Raw genomic sequence first — 17,015 nt, forward strand, 5'->3', positions numbered from 1 at the left:
GCCGGCGACTCCGGCGGCCCGAGTCGCGGGCCGGAAAGCCCTTCGTCACCCGTTCGGGCAAATCCATTGAGAGACGCGATACATCGCGTTATGGTGTGTCGCGTGGCCGCACCGCTCGCGGTGCACTGCGCGAGCGCTGCCGCAGGCGAAATTCGCAGGCGGAACAGCGCCTGCATACCTAGGCTTTTCCGACAATCCCCGACGACGTGGAGACTCACATGCCAGGCGCCATCTATGCCGAAGGCCTGGTGAAGACCTTCGGTGACGTAAGGGCTCTGGACGGCGTCGACCTCGATGTCCCCGAGGGCACCGTGCTGGGCCTGCTCGGGCCGAACGGCGCGGGCAAGACCACCGCCGTCCGCTGTCTGACCACCCTGCTGCGACCCGACTCCGGCAAGGCCGTGGTCGCCGGCGTCGACGTGCTCAGGCAGCCCGACCAGGTCCGGCGCTCGATCGGCCTGTCCGGCCAGTTCGCCGCGGTCGACGAGTACCTGACCGGACGCGAGAACCTCCAGATGGTCGGCCGGCTGTACCAGATGCCGGGCAGGGCCGCGAAGGCCAGGGCCGCGGAGCTGCTGGAGCAGTTCCACCTCGCGGACGCCGCCGACCGCCCCGCCAAGACCTACTCCGGAGGCATGCGCCGCCGGCTCGACCTGGCGGCGGCGCTCGTCGTCTCGCCGCCGGTGATGTTCATGGACGAGCCGACGACCGGGCTCGACCCCCGCAACCGCCAGCAGCTGTGGGAGGTCATCAAGCAGCTCGTCTCCGGTGGTACGACGCTGCTGCTGACCACGCAGTATCTGGAGGAGGCCGACCATCTCGCGCACGAGATAGCGGTGGTCGACCACGGCCGTGTCATCGCCCGCGGCACCTCCGACCAGCTCAAGGCCCGCACCGGCGGCGAGCGCGTCGAGGTCGTCGTGCACGAGCGCGGCCACATCGCCACCGCCTCCCAGGTGCTGCGCGGCTTCGGCAAGGGCGAGACCACGGTCGAGGACCACACCCGCAAGCTCACCGTGCCCGTCACCGGCGGCGCCAAGCTGCTGGCCGAGGTCATCCGTGAGCTGGACTCCCGCGGCATCGAGATCGACGACATCGGACTGCGCCGCCCGACCCTCGACGACGTGTTCCTGTCCCTGACGGGTCACGCGGCCGAGACCGAGGAGCAGACCGGAGCGGACGGCGAGGGCGACGCCGGCCCCAAGGACCGCAGGCCCAAGAAGGAGACCGTCAAGTGAGTGCCGTGAGCGATTCCCTGGTCATCGCCCAGCGGAACCTGATCCGCATGGGCCGCATCCCCGAGATGATCATCTTCGGGCTGATCCAGCCCATCATGTTCGTGGTGCTGTTCACCTACGTGTTCGGCGGCTCGATCCAGGTCGGCTCGTCCAGCTCCACCCAGGACTACCGCGAGTTCCTGATGGCCGGCATCTTCGCCCAGACGGTCACGTTCGCCACGGCGGGCGCGGGCGCGGGCATAGCCGACGACATGCACAAGGGCCTCATCGACCGGTTCCGCTCGCTGCCCATGGCGCGCGGTGCGGTGCTGACCGGCCGCACCATGGCCGACCTGGTGCAGACGACGCTCACCCTCGTCGTCCTCGCGGTCGTCGCCCTGATCGTCGGCTGGCGCACGCACGAGAACTTCGCCAAGGTCCTCGCCGGGTTCGCCGTGCTCCTGCTGCTCGGGTACGCGTTCTCGTGGATCGGCGCGCTGATCGGCCTCTCCGTGCGCACGCCGGAAGCGGCGACCTCGGGCGGTCTGATCTGGCTCTTCCCGCTGACCTTCATCTCGAACGCGTTCGTGGACGCCAACCAGATGCCCGCCTTCCTCCGTCACATAGCGGAGTGGAACCCGTTCAGCGCCACCGTCCAGGCCTGTCGCGAGCTGTTCGGCAACCTCCCCCCGGGCTTCAAGACCCCCGACGCCTGGCCCATGCAGCACCCGGTGTGGGCGTCGCTGATCTGGTCGGTCCTGATCATCGCGGTCTTCCGCACCCTGGCGGTCCGCAAGTACCGCTCGGCCACCGCGTGAGCGTGAGGGCGGGCGGAACGGCATGAAGAAGCCCCCGGTGCTCGAGGGCGCCGGGGGCTCGTTCGTCGAACGGGGCCGGGTCAGCCCGAGTAGGGCTCGGCCTTGAGGATCTTGACCGAGGCCTTCTTGCCGTTCGGGAGTTCGTACTCCGCGTCCTCGCCGACCTTGTGGCCCATCACGCCGGAGCCCAGGGGGGACTGCGGCGAGTAGGTCTCGATGTCGGCGCTCGCGTACTCACGCGAAGCCAGAAGGAAGCTCAGCGTGTCGTCCTCGTCACCGTCGAAGGCGATCGTCACGACCATGCCGGGGGCCACGGTGCCGTCCGCGGAGGTCGGAGCCTCGCCCACCTGGGCGTTCTCCAGGAGCTGGGTCAGCTGGCGCACACGGAGCTCCTGCTTGCCCTGCTCCTCCTTGGCCGCGTGGTACCCGCCGTTCTCCCGCAGGTCGCCCTCCTCGCGCGCGGCCGCGATCTTGGCGGCGATCTCCGTGCGCGCAGGACCAGTAAGGTACTCAAGCTCGTCCTTGAGCTTGTTGTACGCCTCCTGGGTCAGCCAGGTGACGTTCTCGCTGGTCTGGGTCACAGGTGCTCCTCGTCGGTACTGGGAATACAAAGCATCGCCCTACCCAGAAGAATGGTCCCTCTTGGAAGGGCGAAACCACGAGCCTAACAATTCAGGGCCCAAAGGGGGAGGACATAAGCCGTCACTTTGGCGTCAACGCAGGTCAGGGCCTACGTATTCCGGGCGAAGTGGGCCCTCACCCGGCGTGGCAGCCGAGCAGCTCGGCCGTCGTGCCCCGGGACGTCGTACGCAGCGTGACCACCTTGTCGATACGCGTGGCGTGCTGGTCGAAGCGGAAGTCGGCCCGGCCCACCTCGTCGCCGTTGGCCGCCTGCGAGCGCAGGGTGCAGTAGCCGCGGACCCCGGCGTCCTTGCGGACCTCCAGATGGACCTGCACGGAGTCGTCGGCGGCCTGGAATGCGATGACCTGCCCGCTGATCTCGTTCTGGCCGACGTAGTGGTAGGCGAAGTAGCCGACCAGGGCGAGGAGCACGGCGCCCAGGACACCGCCCGCGACCCTGAGCTTGCGGTCGGCGCGCTCGTCCGCGGAGCGGCCGTAGCGGCCCTCGGGGAGCCGGGTGCTCGCCGTACTCATGATCGTCCTCTCGGCAGGAGCGGGACGGCGGTCCCGCGGGGGGCTCCCAGGGCGGGCCCCGGAATTATTCGTCCCCCGATTCGGTCACTATAGAAGGCCCCGCCCGCAGACCGGCCGCCACCCCGCAGCGACGTCCCCGCGGTACGGCACACGGTGACTGCCCGGGACGCCGGGCACCGACTTGACCAATGAGGATTGAGCCTTGACTGACCAGTTGCGACTGATGGCCGTGCACGCGCATCCCGACGACGAGTCGAGCAAGGGTGCGGCCACCATGGCGAAGTACGTGTCCGAGGGGGTGGACGTGCTGGTGGTGACCTGCACGGGCGGAGAGCGCGGCTCCATCCTCAACCCCAAGCTCCAGGGCGACAAGTACGTCGAGGAGCACATTCACGAGGTCCGCAAGAAGGAGATGGACGAGGCCCGGGAGATCCTCGGCGTCAAGCAGGAGTGGCTCGGCTTCGTCGACTCCGGCCTGCCCGAGGGCGATCCGCTGCCGCCGCTGCCCGAGGGCTGCTTCGCCCTGGAGGACGTGGACAAGGCGGCCGGTGAACTGGTGCGCAAGATCCGCTCCTTCCGTCCCCAGGTGATCACCACCTACGACGAGAACGGCGGCTATCCGCACCCCGACCACATCATGACCCACAAGATCTCGATGGTGGCCTTCGAGGGCGCGGCCGACGCCGAGAAGTACCCGGAGGGCGAGTACGGCCCGGTCCACCAGCCGCTCAAGCTGTACTACAACCAGGGCTTCAACCGGCTGCGCACCGAGGCGCTGCACAAGGCCCTGCTCGACCGCGGCCTCGAGTCGCCCTACGGGGAGTGGCTCAAGCGCTGGGAGAACTCCGGCCGCGAGGAACGCACCCTCACCACGCACGTGCCGTGCGCGGACTTCTTCGAGGTCCGTGACAAGGCGCTGATCGCCCACGCCACGCAGATCGACCCCGACGGCGGCTGGTTCCGGGTGCCGATGGAGATCCAGAAGGAGGTCTGGCCGACCGAGGAGTACGAGCTCGCGAAGTCCCTCGTCGGCACCTCGCTGCCGGAGGACGACCTCTTTGCGGGCGTCCGGCAGGTCTGAGGGACAATGCTGGCATGAGCGCAAGCGCGAGCCTCGCAGTGACGCATCTGGTCCCCCTCGCCGAGGTCGACCAGAACAAGGTCACCCCCGGCGTCCTCGGCTTCATCGTCTTCGCGGTGATGGCCGTGGCGGTGTGGGGTCTGATGAAGTCCATGAGCCGGCACATGGGCAAGGTCGACTTCAAGGAGGCCCCGGACTCCAAGGCGGAGTCCGGCGCCCCCGCAGCCGACCCCAAGCCCCACCACGGCTGACCTCGGGCCCACCCCGGCCGGCCCGGCCGTTCACGGCCGGGCCGGCACCGGCACACCCATGACCTCCCGCGCGTGGCGGTCGGGGACCATGCCCAGGCGCCAGGCCTGCCAGCCCGCCTCCAACTGGACACCGCGTTCGAGCAGCAGCTGGTAGGCCTCGACGTAGTCGTCGAGCTTGCCGTCGCGCAGCGGGTGGCCCGCGCGGGAGAGCGCGGCGAGTTCCTCCTGCGCCACCGCCGTGCCGACCTCCACGCCCCCGGGGGCCGCGTACGGCAGGAGGGTGCAGCGCAGGAAGCGCGCCCAGTCCTCGCCGCGGAGGTCGCCGTAGGAGGCGAACAGGGTCAGCGCCTCGTCGCACAGGGCGAGCGCCTGCTGGGTGCGGGCGTTGCCCGCGTCCACCACGGCCAGCTCCAGGCACGTCCAGGCCTCGCCGTGGGCGACCCCGATGCGCTGGAAGTCCGCGCGGGCGTCCACCAGGAGTTGGCGGGCGAAACCGGAGTTCCTCAGCGAGCCGGTCTGCGCCGCCCGCTGGTCGCGGGTCGCGCGGGCCGAGTGGTGGCGGGCGCAGGCCAGGCCGTAGACGTCCCGCATCCGGGAGAACAGCGTGCGCGCGCGCTCCAGCTCGCGCACCGCCTGGTCGAGGCCGCCGGTCTCCTCCAGCGCCTGCCCGAGGTAGTACAGCGTCCACGCCTCGCCGCGTGCGTCCTCGTTGTCCCGGTGCCGCGCGAACGCCCCGCGCAGCGCCTCCACCGCCTCCGCCGCCTCGCCCGCCACCAGCCGGGCCCGGGCCAGCTGGGTCAGCGCCCACGCCTCGCCGCGGGCGTCGCGGGTACGGCCGTAGCGCTCCAGGGCCTGGCGCAGGTCCGCCTCCGCGCCCTCCACGTCCCCGAGCCGCAGCGCGAGCTGGCCCAGCTGGAAGTGGGCCCACGCCTCGCCGTGCACCGAGTCGCCCCGCCGGTGCAGCACCAGGGAGCCCGTCAGCAGTTCCAGCGCCTCCGCCAGCCGCCCCCGGTCCCGCTCGACGGCCGCGAGCGCGTGCATCGTCCAGGCGCGGTCGGTCTCCAGCTCGGGCACCGACTGGAGCTGGAGCGCCTCCCTCAGCCGGGCCGCCGCCTCGGCGAGGTTGCCCTGGTGGTGGAGGGTGATGCCGAGCGAGTTCAGGGCGCGCGCCGCGCCCGCGTCGTGGTGGGCCTCGCGGTAGAGGTCGACCACCGACGTCAGGGTGGCGCGCGCCTTGTCCAGCTCGCCCAGCTGCCGGGCCGCGATGCCGGTGCGCCACTGCACCGACCGCACCAGCAGGCCCTGGTCCACGGCCTGGGTGAGCTCGCTGATCTCGCCGAGCCGGTACAGGTCGCCGCGCAGCAGGCAGTAGTCGCACAGCGCGCCCAGCAGGTTCAGCACGGCCGCCTGGTCGACGCCCTCCGAGTGCCGCAGGGCGGCGGTGATGAAGCTGGACTCGTCGTCCAGCCAGCGCAGCGCCTCGTCCAGGGAGGTGAAGCCGTGCGGGCTGAAGCGGTCGGAGCGGGTGGAGTTGTTGCCGTCGACGAGCCGCAGCACGGAGTCGGCCAGCTCGGCGTAGTTGACGATCAGCCGCTCCTGGGCGGCCGTCCGCTCGGCCGGGTCCTCCTCGTCGAGCAGGCGGGCGGCCGCGAAGGCGCGCACCAGGTCGTGCATCCGGTAGCGGCTGCCGCGCACGTGGTCGATCAGGCCGGCCCGGGCGAGCGCGTCCAGGTGGCGGCCGGCCTCCGCCTCGTCGGTGGCCAGCAGCGCGGCCGCGGCGGCGGTGCCCAGCGAGGCGCGTCCGGCCAGCGCCAGCCGCCGCAGCAGCCGCCGGGCCGGCTCGGACTGGTCGGTGTAGCGCAGCCACAGCACGCGTTCGACCGGCTCCACCGGGCCGTACGCCCCCAGGTCGGCGGCCAGGGCGCGCGGTGAGCGCGGGCCGAGCGCGGAGCCCGCGATGCGCAGCGCCAGCGGCAGGCCCCCGCACAGTTCGCCGATCCGCTCGGCGGAGTCGGCGTCGTACGGACCGGAGGCGTCCTGGGCGGCCGCGCCCAGCAGCTCCTCGGCGCCCGCCGTGTCCAGCGCCTCCACGGGCAGCTGGTACACCCAGGCCGGCAGGTCGGCGGGCAGTTCGAGCGGCTTGCGGGAGGTGACCAGCACGAGGCTGTCGGACCGCTCGGGCACCAGGGCCCGTACCTGCTCGGGGTCCGAGGCGTCGTCGAGCACGATCGTCACCGGCAGCCCGGTCAGGTGCTGGTGGTACAGCTCGCCGAGCCGTTTGAGCTGCTGGTCGGGGGAGGAGCGCTCACGGAACAGCAGCTGCTCGCGGGGGGCGCCGAGCCGGTTCAGCAGGTGCAGCAGGGCGTCCCGGGTGGGCAGCGGCGGCTCCTCGGGGCTGTCGCCGCGCAGGTCGACCACGACCGCGCCCCGGAACTGGTCCTTCAGATCGTGGGCCGCCCGCACCGCGAGGGTGCTGCGGCCGGAGCCGGGCGGCCCGTGCAGCACGACCACGGTGGGCCGGGTCTGGGTGCTGGCGCGGGCCGCCTGCACCCACTGCCGGATCCGCGCCATCTCCTGCCGTCGCCCCGCGAACACCCCGACGGCCTCGGGCAGTTGCCCGAACGACTGCTCCAGCACGCTGCGTCTGCGGGCCGCCGCGCTCTTGTCCGTGCCGCGCAGCCGGGGGGCCGCCTTCTTCGGCCCGGTGGACGCGCTGAGCACCCGCTGCTGGTCCAGGAAGGGGCGGATGCCCCGCACCTCCAGCGCGGTGAGCCACTGCAGCCGCAGCTGTTCCGTACCGCCCGGCTGGCCGGCCGCGCCCGCGCGGTGGTGGGCCGCGGGCAGATGCGCCGCCGTCACCTTCGCCACGGTCGTGGCGGCGCCCACCGCGCCCACGGTGACGCCTGCCCCGACGGCCGTTCCCGTGCCCGTGCCGAGAGCGATGTCGGCCACCACCGCGGTCAGTGCCGCAACGGCCGCGACCAGCAGGGGAGTTCCGGCGCCCTCACGGGCGTAGCGCTGGGCGAAGGTGAGCTGTCCGGCGGACGCCTCGTCCAGGGCGCGCGTGTACGCCTCGTACTCCTCCGCCGCCGGTGCGGCCAGGGTGTCCAGCGCGCCACGCGCCCGGGACAGCAGCACGGCGCCGTCCACCCGTCCGCCGGAGCGCCGCACCTCCTCCTCCACGGCCCGGGCCAGCAACCGCTCGGCTTCCGCCCGATGCGCGTCCCGCATGTTCCGTCCCCCTCTGACGCCAACTCCGTTGCCTACGAGTGTCCTTCGCCGGGGCCCCGAGCGCGAGGGGGCGACGATCAACGTCCGCGCGCGCCGGGGGCGCGCGGGCCTCCCGGCGAGCCGGCGAGGCGGGCCTGTGGTGACGTTCCGTGCCCGGCCGGAGCGGGTGAGGCAGGATGGGGGTATGCCGAACCGACTGGCTCACGAGACGTCCCCGTACCTGCTCCAGCACGCCGACAACCCGGTCGACTGGTGGCCCTGGTCGGACGAGGCCTTCGCCGAGGCGCGGCGGCGGGACGTGCCGGTGCTGCTGAGCGTCGGGTACAGCAGCTGCCACTGGTGCCACGTCATGGCGCACGAGTCCTTCGAGGACGAGGCGACGGCCCGGTACCTCAACGAGCACTTCGTGAGCGTCAAGGTGGACCGCGAGGAGCGTCCCGACGTGGACGCGGTCTACATGGAGGCCGTGCAGGCGGCCACCGGTCAGGGCGGCTGGCCGATGACCGTGTTCCTGACGGCGGACGCCGAGCCGTTCTACTTCGGTACGTACTTCCCGCCCGCGCCCCGCCACGGCATGCCGTCCTTCCGGCAGGTCCTGGAGGGGGTGCGGCAGGCGTGGGACACGCGGCGCGAGGAGGTCACCGACGTCGCCGGGAAGATCGTGCGCGACCTCGCCCACCGGGAGATCGGCTACGGCGGCACCGAGGTCCCCGGCGAGGAGGAGCTGGCGCAGGCGCTGCTCGGGCTGACCCGGGAGTACGACGCGCAGCGCGGCGGGTTCGGCACGGCGCCCAAGTTCCCCCCGGCCATGGCGATCGAGTTCCTGCTGCGGCACCACGCGCGCACCGGCTCCGAGGGCGCCCTCCAGATGGCGCGGGACACCTGCGAGCGGATGGCCCGCGGCGGCATCTACGACCAGCTCGGCGGCGGCTTCGCCCGCTACTCCGTCGACCGCGACTGGGTGGTGCCGCACTTCGAGAAGATGCTCTACGACAACGCGCTGCTGTGCCGGGTCTACGCCCATCTGTGGCGGGCCACCGGCTCCGAACTGGCCCGGCGGGTCGCGCTGGAGACGGCCGACTTCATGGTGCGCGAACTGCGCACAAAAGAGGGCGGTTTCGCCTCGGCGCTGGACGCCGACAGTGACGACGGCACCGGCCGGCACGTCGAGGGCGCGTACTACGTGTGGACGCCGGAGCAGCTGACGGAGGTCCTCGGCGAGCGGGACGCCGAACTCGCCGCCCGCTGCTTCAAGGTGACCGAGGAGGGCACCTTCGAGCAGGGCGCTTCGGTGCTGCAACTGCCTCAGCAGGACAGTGTGTTCGACGCGGAGCAGGTGGCGTCGGTCAGGTCCCGGCTGCTGCGCGCCCGGTCCGCCCGCCCCGCACCCGGCCGGGACGACAAGGTGGTCGCGGCCTGGAACGGGCTGGCGATCGCCGCACTGGCCGAGACCGGCGCCTACTTCGGCCGCCCGGACCTGGTGGACGCCGCGGCCGGCGCCGCCGACCTGCTCGTACGGCTGCACATGGACGAGCACGCCGGGCTGTCCCGCACCAGCAGGGACGGCCGCGCCGGGGCGAACGCCGGGGTTCTGGAGGACTACGCCGACGTCGCCGAGGGCTTCCTCGCGCTGGCGTCCGTCACCGGCGAGGGCGTCTGGCTCGACTTCGCGGGACTGCTCCTCGGCCACGTCCTGACCCGGTTCACCGACCCGGCCTCCGGCACGCTCTACGACACCGCGGTGGACGCCGAGAAGCTGATCCGCCGCCCCCAGGACCCCACCGACAACGCCACCCCCTCCGGCTGGTCGGCCGCCGCGGGCGCGCTGCTCTCCTACGCCGCCCACACGGGCTCCGCGGAGCACCGCACCGCCGCCGAGAAGGCGCTGGGCGTGGTCCGGGCGCTCGGTCCGCGCGTGCCGCGCTTCATCGGCTGGGGACTCGCCGTCGCCGAGGCCGCACTCGACGGGCCGCGCGAGGTCGCCGTGGTGGGCGCCTCCCCGGACGACGAGGCCGCGAAGGCCCTGCACCACACGGCACTTCTGGGCACCGCGCCGGGAGCCGTGGTCGCCTTCGGGGCGGCGGGCGGCGAGGAGTTCCCGCTGCTCGAGGGCCGTCCGCTCGTCGGCGGCGAACCCACCGCCTACGTCTGCCGCAACTTCGCCTGCGACGCCCCGACCACCGACCCGGACCGGCTGCGCGCCGCCCTCGGCGGCTGAAGGGGCCCCGTCCGCAGGTCAGCCGCGGTCGGCGTATCCGGCCAGGGCGCGCTCCACGATCGCCTCCAGTTGGTCGTGGTGGGCGCCCTTCCAGTAGGCGCGGCCGCAGTCGGCGCACCGGGCGAAGACGTCGTAGGTGCGGTGCGTGCCGTGTTCGAGCTGGTCGGCCACCTCGTCCTTGGTGGCCTCCCGCAGCAGGCCGTTGCAGGCGGTGCAGCGGGTCCAGGGGTCGAGCGCGGGCCGGAACCGGTCGAGGACGTCGTGCAGTTGCTCGTCGGGGCGGGTGCTGTAGACGTAGGCGCCGGCCCACAGTTCGCGGCGGCGCAGCAGGCCCCGGTCGCGGCTGAGCATGACCCGCTTCTCGGCGGCGGAGCGCGCGGCCAGCGCCGGGTCGCCGATGTCCGTGGACTCGTAGGCCGCGTCGACGCCCAGCAGGCGCAGGCGGCGGGCGAGGGTGCCCAGGTGCACGTCGAGCAGGAAGCGCAGCGGAGCGCCGGGCACCCGCTGGGGGCGCTCCACCGCCCGCACCTCGACCCGCTCCCCGGCGCTCGGGACGTGGGAGACGGGCACCTCGTGGCCGTCGACGAGCAGGGCGCCGGCCTCGGTGAGCGGCACGCCGAGGGACTCCACGACGTGGCCGAGGGTCGAGACGCCGTCGGTGGCGACCGCGGTGGCGCCCGAGCGCCGGGAGTGCGGGACGAAAAGGCGCAGGCCGGGGGCGAACTCGACGTGGATCTCGGGACCGTTCACCCGGTCAGGATGTCACGGAAGGGACGGGGACGGCTCAGGGTTTCGCGGCGGGAAGGCCGTGCTCCAGGACGTCCAGGGCGCGGTCCACGAGGCCGCGCAGGTCGTCCTGGAAGCCGTTCTCCGCCCAGTGCAGGTAGGCCTCCAGCAGACCGCCGGTGAGGGACATCGCGTGGACGCGCGCCTCCAGGCTGTCCGGGGCGAGGCCCGAGCGCTCGGCGATGGCCTCGCGCAGCATCCGCCCGTTCTCCGACATGCTCTCCGCCATGCGGGAGCGGACGGCCGGCACCTGGACCGCGAGCTGCGCCCGCGTCCGGACCGTCTCGGGGTCCTCCTCCGTCAGCAGGTCCAGGGCCATGTGGATCACGTGCCGCACCGAGTCGATCCACGGCTCGCCCGCGGGCCGCGCGCGCAGCTCCTCCAGCATCAGCGGGTCGTACTCGTCCGTGAGGACGATGTCCTCCTTGGTCGGGAAGTACCGGAAGACGGTCGACGGCGACACCTCGGCCCGGTCGGCGATCTGCTCGATCGTCGTGGCGTCGTACCCCTGCTCCTTGATCAGCGCGTAGGTCGCCTCGCGGATCGCCTCGCGGGTCTTGATCTTCTTGCGCTCACGAAGTCCCAGCTGGGGGCGGTCGGCGGGGGAGAAATGGGAACGTGCGGCCGTCATGGCGTTCATTGTCGGGCATCGGCGGCCGGGGCAGCCATGCCGGGGACGGGCACCTCCCCGGCGGGCGCGGGCTCTCCCTTCGGCAGGAAGGCCGCCGCCAGCAGCGCGGAGACCAGCGCGGCGGCACCGCAGACGACGAGGACCACGCCCATGCCGTGGACGTAGGCGCTGTCCGCGGAGGCCACCAGACGGGCCGAGCCCAGCCGCTCGCCGACCAGATGGGCGGCGACCACGGAGTCCCCGGCGGTGCCGGCGGCCCGCGGGGGCAGCCCCGTGACGTCGAGCCGGTCGCGGAAGACGCCCGCGAGCAGGCTGCCGAGCAGGGCGATGCCGATGGCCGCGCCGACCTGGCGCAGCGTCATGAGCAGCCCCGAGCCGCTGCCGGCCCGGTCGCGGGGCAGGGTGCCGCGAGCGGCGTCCATGGCGGGCACCACGGCGAACCCGAAGCCGACGCCGGCGACGGAGAGCCACAGCGCGGTGAAGCCGTAGCCGGAGTGGACCGTCGTACGGCTGCCGAGCAGCGCGGCGAAGGCCGGCACCACCAGGCCCGCGCTCACCACCGCGCGGGAGCCGAACCGCGCGACGACCGGCTGGGCGCCCCGCGTGGCGAGCATCAGGCCGCCCGTCATCGGCAGCAGCCGCAGACCGGTGCCGAAGGCGTCCTGGCCGAGGACGGCCTGGAGGTACGGGGGCAGCACGAACAGCAGCCCGGACAGGACGAACATCACCAGGGTCGCGGCGAGCGTGTTGAACAGGAAGCCGCGCCGGGCCAGCAGCGTCATGTCGAGCATCGGGCGCACGGCCCGCCGCTCGCGCAGCACCAGCACGGTGAGCAGCACCGCGGCCGCGCCGCACATGGCCACCACCAGGCCGTCGCCCCAGCCGCGGCCGGGCGCCTCGATGATCGCGTAGACGAGGGCGCCGAGGCCGGTCGCGGTGAGCGCCGTGGACAGGGCGTCGACCCTGGGGGAGGCGGGGTCCCTGGTCTCCGGGAGCAGGAAGGCGCAGGCGGCGATGCCGAGCGCGGCCATCGGCACGTTGACGAGGAAGACCGAGCCCCACCAGAAGTGGTCCAGCAGCCAGCCGCCGATGATCGGGCCGAGCGGCAGGCCGAGCGCGGAGGCGGCCGAGATGACGCCGACGGCCTTGGTGCGCTCCTCGGGTCCGAAGAGCGAGGCCAGCACGGACAGCGCGAGCGGGGTGACCAGGGCCCCGCCGACGCCCATGAACGCGCGGGCCGCGATCACCCAGTTCACGTCCCCGGCCAGCGCGCCGGCAAGCGAACCGGCGAGGAAGACCGCGAGTCCGGCCATCAGCACCCGCCGCCGTCCGAACCGGTCGCCGAGCAGTCCGGCGGGCAGCATCAGCGCGGCGAAGACGACCACGTACGCGTCCGCCATCCTCCCCCCGTGCTAAACGCCTGGGGGGACCCCCAGCTGCTGGCCGGTGGTGGCGCCCAGTTCGCCGGCCATGGTCGGCAGCGCCACGTTGAGGATCGTCATGTCGAAGCCGAGCGTGAGCATGCTCGCGACCAGGGCGCCGAGGGCCCACCAGCGGCGGGGGTCGCGCCGGGTGTCCTGGAGCTCAGTGAGAGTAACCATGAAATGAAAGTAGCTCTCAAAATCTAGAGACTGTCAATCACTATGGACTACCGGCACATGAAAAATGGCCACGGCTCGTGCGAGCCGTGGCCACCGGGAGGCGGTCGGGGGGCGTTACGCGTGCTGGTATGCCACCAGGGAGATGCCGACGTAGTGCACGACGAAGGCCGCCAGCGTCAAGGAGTGGAAGACCTCGTGGAAGCCGAACCAGCGCGGGGAGGGGTTGGGTCGCTTGATGCCGTAGACGACGCCGCCCGCGCTGTAGAGCAGGCCGCCGACGACCACCAGGACCAGCACCGCGATGCCGCCGGCGTGCATGAAGTCCGGCAGGAAGAAGACGGCCGCCCAGCCCATCGCGATGTAGCAGGGGGTGTAGAGCCAGCGGGGCGCGCCGACCCAGAAGACCCGGAAGACGATGCCCGCGGCCGCGGCGGCCCAGATGCCCCACAGGAGCCACTGGCCCTTCGCGCCGGGCAGGAGCAGCAGGGTGAGCGGGGTGTAGGTGCCCGCGATGATCAGGAAGATGTTCGCGTGGTCGAGCCTGCGCAGCAGTCCGCCGGCCCGCGGGCCCCAGTTCCCGCGGTGGTACAGCGCGCTGACGCCGAACAGCAGGCAGGCGGTGAGGACGTAGATCCCGCAGGCGACCCGCCCGCGGGTGGAGTCGGCGAGCGCGGTGAGCACCAGACCCGCGACGAGCACGGCCGGGAACATTCCGAGGTGCAGCCAGCCGCGCAGCTTCGGCTTGATGGGGTGCGGCAGGGAGAGCGCCTCCGGACCGCGGCCGGCGGCCGGCGTGTCCAAGGGCGCGTCGGAGGCGGACGCAGTCATGGCCGCATGGTACCTACGCGTCCGTAAGTCGGCTGTGAGTACCTCCCGATGATCGTTGCCGACGCGGCCGAACGCAAAAAGTCCTTCAGTCGAACTCAACGTGGACGCAAAGAATCACGGAAACCGTGGGATTCCTCACGCTGCTCACCTGTGCGGCCCTCTGGACAGATGCGCACAGGAGTCGGATGATCAAATGAGTGCGGTCGGCACCGGATGAGCGGCTACGAAGCATCCGGGTCGCAGCCCCCACGGGGCGACAAGACAAGAAACCCCTCATTTAGGAGCAATCGTGGCGCGCGACATCGCGGCTCCCCCCGTCATCCCCACCAACCATCAGGACCTGATCTCGTGGGTGAACGAGATCGCCGAACTGACGCAGCCGGACAACGTGGTCTGGTGTGACGGATCCGAGGCCGAGTACGAGCGACTGTGCGAGGAGCTCGTCGCGAAGGGCACCTTCAAGAAGCTCGACCCGATCAAGCGCCCCAACTCCTACTACGCGGCCTCCGACCCCTCGGACGTGGCCCGCGTGGAGGACCGGACGTTCATCTGCTCCGAGAAGGAGGAGGACGCCGGCCCCACCAACAACTGGAAGGCGCCCGCCGAGATGCGGGAGATCTTCTCCGGTGACAAAGGCCTGTTCCGCGGCTCCATGAAGGGCCGCACGATGTACGTCGTCCCGTTCTGCATGGGCCCCCTCGGCTCCCCGCTGTCCGCGATCGGCGTGGAGATCACCGACTCCGCCTACGTCGCCGTCTCCATGCGCACCATGACCCGCATGGGACAGCCGGTCCTGGACGAGCTCGGCGACAGCGGCTTCTTCGTCAAGGCCGTCCACACCCTCGGCGCCCCGCTGGAGCCGGGCCAGGAGGACGTGCCCTGGCCGTGCAACTCCACCAAGTACATCTCGCACTTCCCCGAGGACCGCGAGATCTGGTCCTACGGCTCCGGCTACGGCGGCAACGCCCTGCTCGGCAAGAAGTGCTACGCCCTGCGCATCGCCTCCGTCATGGCCCGCGACGAGGGCTGGCTGGCCGAGCACATGCTGATCCTCAAGCTCACCCCGCCCACCGGCGAGTCCAAGTACGTCGCCGCCGCCTTCCCGAGCGCCTGCGGCAAGACCAACCTCGCCATGCTGGAGCCGACGATCTCCGGCTGGACGGTGGAGACCATCGGCGACGACATCGCGTGGATGCGGTTCGGCGAGGACGGCCGCCTGTACGCGATCAACCCCGAGGCCGGCTTCTTCGGCGTCGCCCCCGGCACCGGCGAGCACACCAACGCCAACGCCATGAAGACCCTGTGGGGCAACTCGGTCTTCACCAACGTCGCGCTCACCGACGACAACGACGTCTGGTGGGAGGGCATGACGCAGGAGACCCCGGCCCACCTGACCGACTGGAAGGGCAACTCCTGGACCCCCGAGTCCGGTACGCCCGCCGCGCACCCCAACGCCCGCTTCACCACGCCCGCTTCGCAGTGCCCGATCATCGCGCCGGAGTGGGAGAGCCCGAAGGGCGTGCCGATCTCGGCGATCCTCTTCGGCGGCCGCCGGGCCAGCGCGGTGCCCCTGGTGACCGAGTCCTTCGACTGGAACCACGGCGTCTTCCTGGGCGCCAACGTCGCCTCCGAGAAGACCGCGGCCGCCGAGGGCAAGGTCGGCGAGCTGCGCCGCGACCCCTTCGCCATGCTGCCGTTCTGCGGCTACAACATGGGCGACTACATGGGTCACTGGATCGAGGTCGGCAAGGACAAGGACCAGTCCAAGCTGCCGAAGATCTACTACGTCAACTGGTTCCGCAAGAACGACGAGGGCAAGTTCGTCTGGCCCGGGTTCGGCGAGAACAGCCGCGTGCTGAAGTGGATCGTCGAGCGCCTGGACGGCAAGGCGGAGGGCGTGGAGACCCCGATCGGCGTGCTGCCGACCCGGGAGGCCCTGGACACCGACGGACTGGACCTGTCCGAGTCCGACCTGGACTTCCTGCTCACCGTCGACAAGGACGTGTGGCGCGAGGAGGCCGCCCTGGTCCCCGAGCACCTCAACACCTTCGGCGACCACACGCCCAAGGAGCTGTGGGACCAGTACCACGCGCTCGTCGAGCGCCTGGGCTGACCCTCAGGGCCCCGTCCCGCCCCGGGCCCCGTCCCGCCCAGGGCCCCGTCCTGACCCGCCCCGGGCCCGGACGGGCCCGCTCCAGCTCCGCGGCCGGCCGCGACTTGCCCTGACCTGCGACGTCGCTCCGGCCGGCCGCGGCGTCAACCCAGGAGGCCGGGTGCGCACAACGGCGTGCGCACCCGGCCTCTTCGGTGTGGCCGGCCCGGCTCCGGGTACCCGGGGGTCCTCCAGGTGAAGGAGTGATGAGGGCATGGCTGGAGACGGTGACTTCTACACCCGGGACCGCCCGGACCGGACGGACCTGACCGAGGACCGCCCACGCGGCGGCGGCCCGGATGAGCCGCACAGCCGGGGCACATGGCCCGTATGGCTGATCGTCCTGCTGGTCGTGGTGGTGTTCGTGGTCGTGGTGGTGCTGCTCGGCTGACGGCCGCCGGTCAGCGGGCGCAGGTCCCGTTGCCGGCCAGCGCCCGTTCCAGCAGCAGCGTGTCGAGCCAGCGGCCGTGCTTGTATCCGACGGCGGTCAGCCGTCCCGCGTCCGCGAAGCCGAAGCGGCGGTGCAGGGCGAGCGAGGCCGCACCTGAGGCTCCCGGGGCCGAAGCGCCGGGGCGCTCCTCGGAGGGCCCGGAGCCGGAGTCGTCCTCGGCGGGCAGCGCGACGACCGCGATCATCCGCCGCGCCCCCGCCCGCTCGCACCCCTCGATCAGCCCGCCCAGCAGCGCGCCGCCGAGCCCGCGCCCGGTGGCCCCCGGGGCGAGGTACACGGTGTCCTCCACGGTGTGCCGGTACGCCGGCTTGGGCCGCCATGGCCCGGCGTACGCGAACCCGAGCACCTGCCCGGCCTCCTCGGCGACGAGGAACGGCAGCCCGCGCGCGGTGAGTTCGCCGTGACGCAGCTCCCAGTCCTCCAGGGAGCGCGGCACCTCGTCGAACGTGGCGACGCTGTGCAGGACGTAGTGCCGGTATATGGCGGCGACGGCGGTGAGGTCGGCGCGGGCCGCGGGGCGCACCGTGGCGGTGGAGTCGGTCACGGCTCCATCCTCGCCGGGACGGCCGGGCCGCGGGCGGCGGGGTCCATGGCG

The 17,015-nt window shown here is 72.2% G+C and carries 14 protein-coding genes and 1 pseudogene; 7 read left to right on the top strand and 8 right to left on the bottom strand.

Features of this window, described 5'->3' with window-relative positions:
- Positions 1-218 precede the first annotated feature (218 nt).
- Positions 219-1,238, top strand: coding sequence for an ATP-binding cassette domain-containing protein (locus IE217_RS24960; protein ID WP_190180188.1), 1,020 nt, complete (start codon positions 219-221; stop codon positions 1,236-1,238).
- The gene (locus IE217_RS24965; protein ID WP_190180189.1) at positions 1,235-2,035 is read left to right on the top strand and encodes an ABC transporter permease; all 801 of its coding nucleotides are present in this window, start codon (positions 1,235-1,237) and stop codon (positions 2,033-2,035) included. Before IE217_RS24960 ends, IE217_RS24965 begins: the two co-directional genes overlap by 4 nt.
- Positions 2,036-2,115: 80 nt before the next feature.
- On the opposite strand, the gene greA is transcribed toward IE217_RS24965, so the two are convergent.
- On the bottom strand, positions 2,116-2,616 hold the full coding sequence (gene greA, locus IE217_RS24970) for a transcription elongation factor GreA (RefSeq protein ID WP_190180190.1): 501 nt from the start codon (positions 2,614-2,616) through the stop codon (positions 2,116-2,118).
- Positions 2,617-2,791: 175 nt separating this feature from the next.
- Positions 2,792-3,190, bottom strand: a complete 399-nt coding sequence (locus IE217_RS24975; protein WP_190180191.1) for a DUF4307 domain-containing protein — start codon at positions 3,188-3,190, stop codon at positions 2,792-2,794.
- Between the two features lie 202 nt (positions 3,191-3,392).
- Here IE217_RS24975 and mca point away from each other — a divergent pair, with 202 nt between their 5' ends.
- Complete coding sequence (gene mca / locus IE217_RS24980; RefSeq protein ID WP_190180192.1) at positions 3,393-4,271, top strand: mycothiol conjugate amidase Mca; 879 nt, start codon at positions 3,393-3,395, stop codon at positions 4,269-4,271.
- 14 nt (positions 4,272-4,285) lie between these two features.
- Positions 4,286-4,522: a hypothetical protein gene (locus tag IE217_RS24985; RefSeq protein ID WP_190180193.1), complete on the top strand. Its 237-nt coding sequence runs from the start codon at positions 4,286-4,288 to the stop codon at positions 4,520-4,522.
- 30 nt (positions 4,523-4,552) lie between these two features.
- On the opposite strand, the gene IE217_RS24990 is transcribed toward IE217_RS24985, so the two are convergent.
- Positions 4,553-7,753, bottom strand: coding sequence for a tetratricopeptide repeat protein (locus tag IE217_RS24990; protein WP_190180194.1), 3,201 nt, complete (start codon positions 7,751-7,753; stop codon positions 4,553-4,555).
- Between the two features lie 184 nt (positions 7,754-7,937).
- On the opposite strand from IE217_RS24990, the gene IE217_RS24995 reads away from it, so the two are divergent.
- Positions 7,938-9,971, top strand: coding sequence for a thioredoxin domain-containing protein (locus IE217_RS24995; RefSeq protein WP_190180195.1), 2,034 nt, complete (start codon positions 7,938-7,940; stop codon positions 9,969-9,971).
- A gap of 18 nt (positions 9,972-9,989) precedes the next feature.
- On the opposite strand, the gene IE217_RS25000 is transcribed toward IE217_RS24995, so the two are convergent.
- The 4 genes and pseudogenes from IE217_RS25000 to trhA all read right to left on the bottom strand — a co-directional run bounded on the left by IE217_RS25000 (position 9,990) and on the right by trhA (position 13,817).
- Positions 9,990-10,721: a Mut7-C RNAse domain-containing protein gene (locus tag IE217_RS25000; protein ID WP_190180196.1), complete on the bottom strand. Its 732-nt coding sequence runs from the start codon at positions 10,719-10,721 to the stop codon at positions 9,990-9,992.
- Positions 10,722-10,755: 34 nt separating this feature from the next.
- Complete coding sequence (locus tag IE217_RS25005) at positions 10,756-11,388, bottom strand: TetR/AcrR family transcriptional regulator (protein ID WP_444545573.1); 633 nt, start codon at positions 11,386-11,388, stop codon at positions 10,756-10,758.
- Positions 11,389-11,393: 5 nt separating this feature from the next.
- Positions 11,394-12,989, bottom strand: a pseudogene (locus IE217_RS25010) (DHA2 family efflux MFS transporter permease subunit).
- Positions 12,990-13,103: 114 nt separating this feature from the next.
- Complete coding sequence (gene trhA, locus IE217_RS25015; RefSeq protein WP_190180198.1) at positions 13,104-13,817, bottom strand: PAQR family membrane homeostasis protein TrhA; 714 nt, start codon at positions 13,815-13,817, stop codon at positions 13,104-13,106.
- Between the two features lie 289 nt (positions 13,818-14,106).
- Between trhA and IE217_RS25020 the strand changes: the two genes are divergently transcribed.
- The gene (locus IE217_RS25020; RefSeq protein ID WP_190180199.1) at positions 14,107-15,930 is read left to right on the top strand and encodes a phosphoenolpyruvate carboxykinase (GTP); all 1,824 of its coding nucleotides are present in this window, start codon (positions 14,107-14,109) and stop codon (positions 15,928-15,930) included.
- A 253-nt stretch (positions 15,931-16,183) separates the two neighbouring features.
- Complete coding sequence (locus tag IE217_RS25025; RefSeq protein ID WP_190180200.1) at positions 16,184-16,360, top strand: hypothetical protein; 177 nt, start codon at positions 16,184-16,186, stop codon at positions 16,358-16,360.
- 10 nt (positions 16,361-16,370) lie between these two features.
- Here IE217_RS25025 and IE217_RS25030 read toward each other — a convergent pair whose 3' ends face one another.
- The gene (locus IE217_RS25030) at positions 16,371-16,964 is read right to left on the bottom strand and encodes a GNAT family N-acetyltransferase (protein WP_190180201.1); all 594 of its coding nucleotides are present in this window, start codon (positions 16,962-16,964) and stop codon (positions 16,371-16,373) included.
- Positions 16,965-17,015: the final 51 nt, after the last annotated feature.

The organism is Streptomyces naganishii JCM 4654, from assembly GCF_014650575.1.
GTDB lineage: Bacteria > Actinomycetota > Actinomycetes > Streptomycetales > Streptomycetaceae > Streptomyces > Streptomyces naganishii.

What these genes read in the sequence shown, in the direction of transcription:
- IE217_RS25025 (WP_190180200.1), top strand. Translation starts at nt 16,184, where the DNA reads ATGGCTGGAGACGGTGACTTCTACACCCGGGACCGCCCGGACCGGACG.
- trhA (WP_190180198.1), bottom strand. Translation starts at nt 13,817, where the DNA reads ATGACTGCGTCCGCCTCCGACGCGCCCTTGGACACGCCGGCCGCCGGC.
- IE217_RS24990 (WP_190180194.1), bottom strand. Translation starts at nt 7,753, where the DNA reads ATGCGGGACGCGCATCGGGCGGAAGCCGAGCGGTTGCTGGCCCGGGCC.
- IE217_RS25005 (WP_444545573.1), bottom strand. Translation starts at nt 11,388, where the DNA reads ATGACGGCCGCACGTTCCCATTTCTCCCCCGCCGACCGCCCCCAGCTG.
- IE217_RS24975 (WP_190180191.1), bottom strand. Translation starts at nt 3,190, where the DNA reads ATGAGTACGGCGAGCACCCGGCTCCCCGAGGGCCGCTACGGCCGCTCC.
- IE217_RS24960 (WP_190180188.1), top strand. Translation starts at nt 219, where the DNA reads ATGCCAGGCGCCATCTATGCCGAAGGCCTGGTGAAGACCTTCGGTGAC.
- IE217_RS24995 (WP_190180195.1), top strand. Translation starts at nt 7,938, where the DNA reads ATGCCGAACCGACTGGCTCACGAGACGTCCCCGTACCTGCTCCAGCAC.
- IE217_RS24985 (WP_190180193.1), top strand. Translation starts at nt 4,286, where the DNA reads ATGAGCGCAAGCGCGAGCCTCGCAGTGACGCATCTGGTCCCCCTCGCC.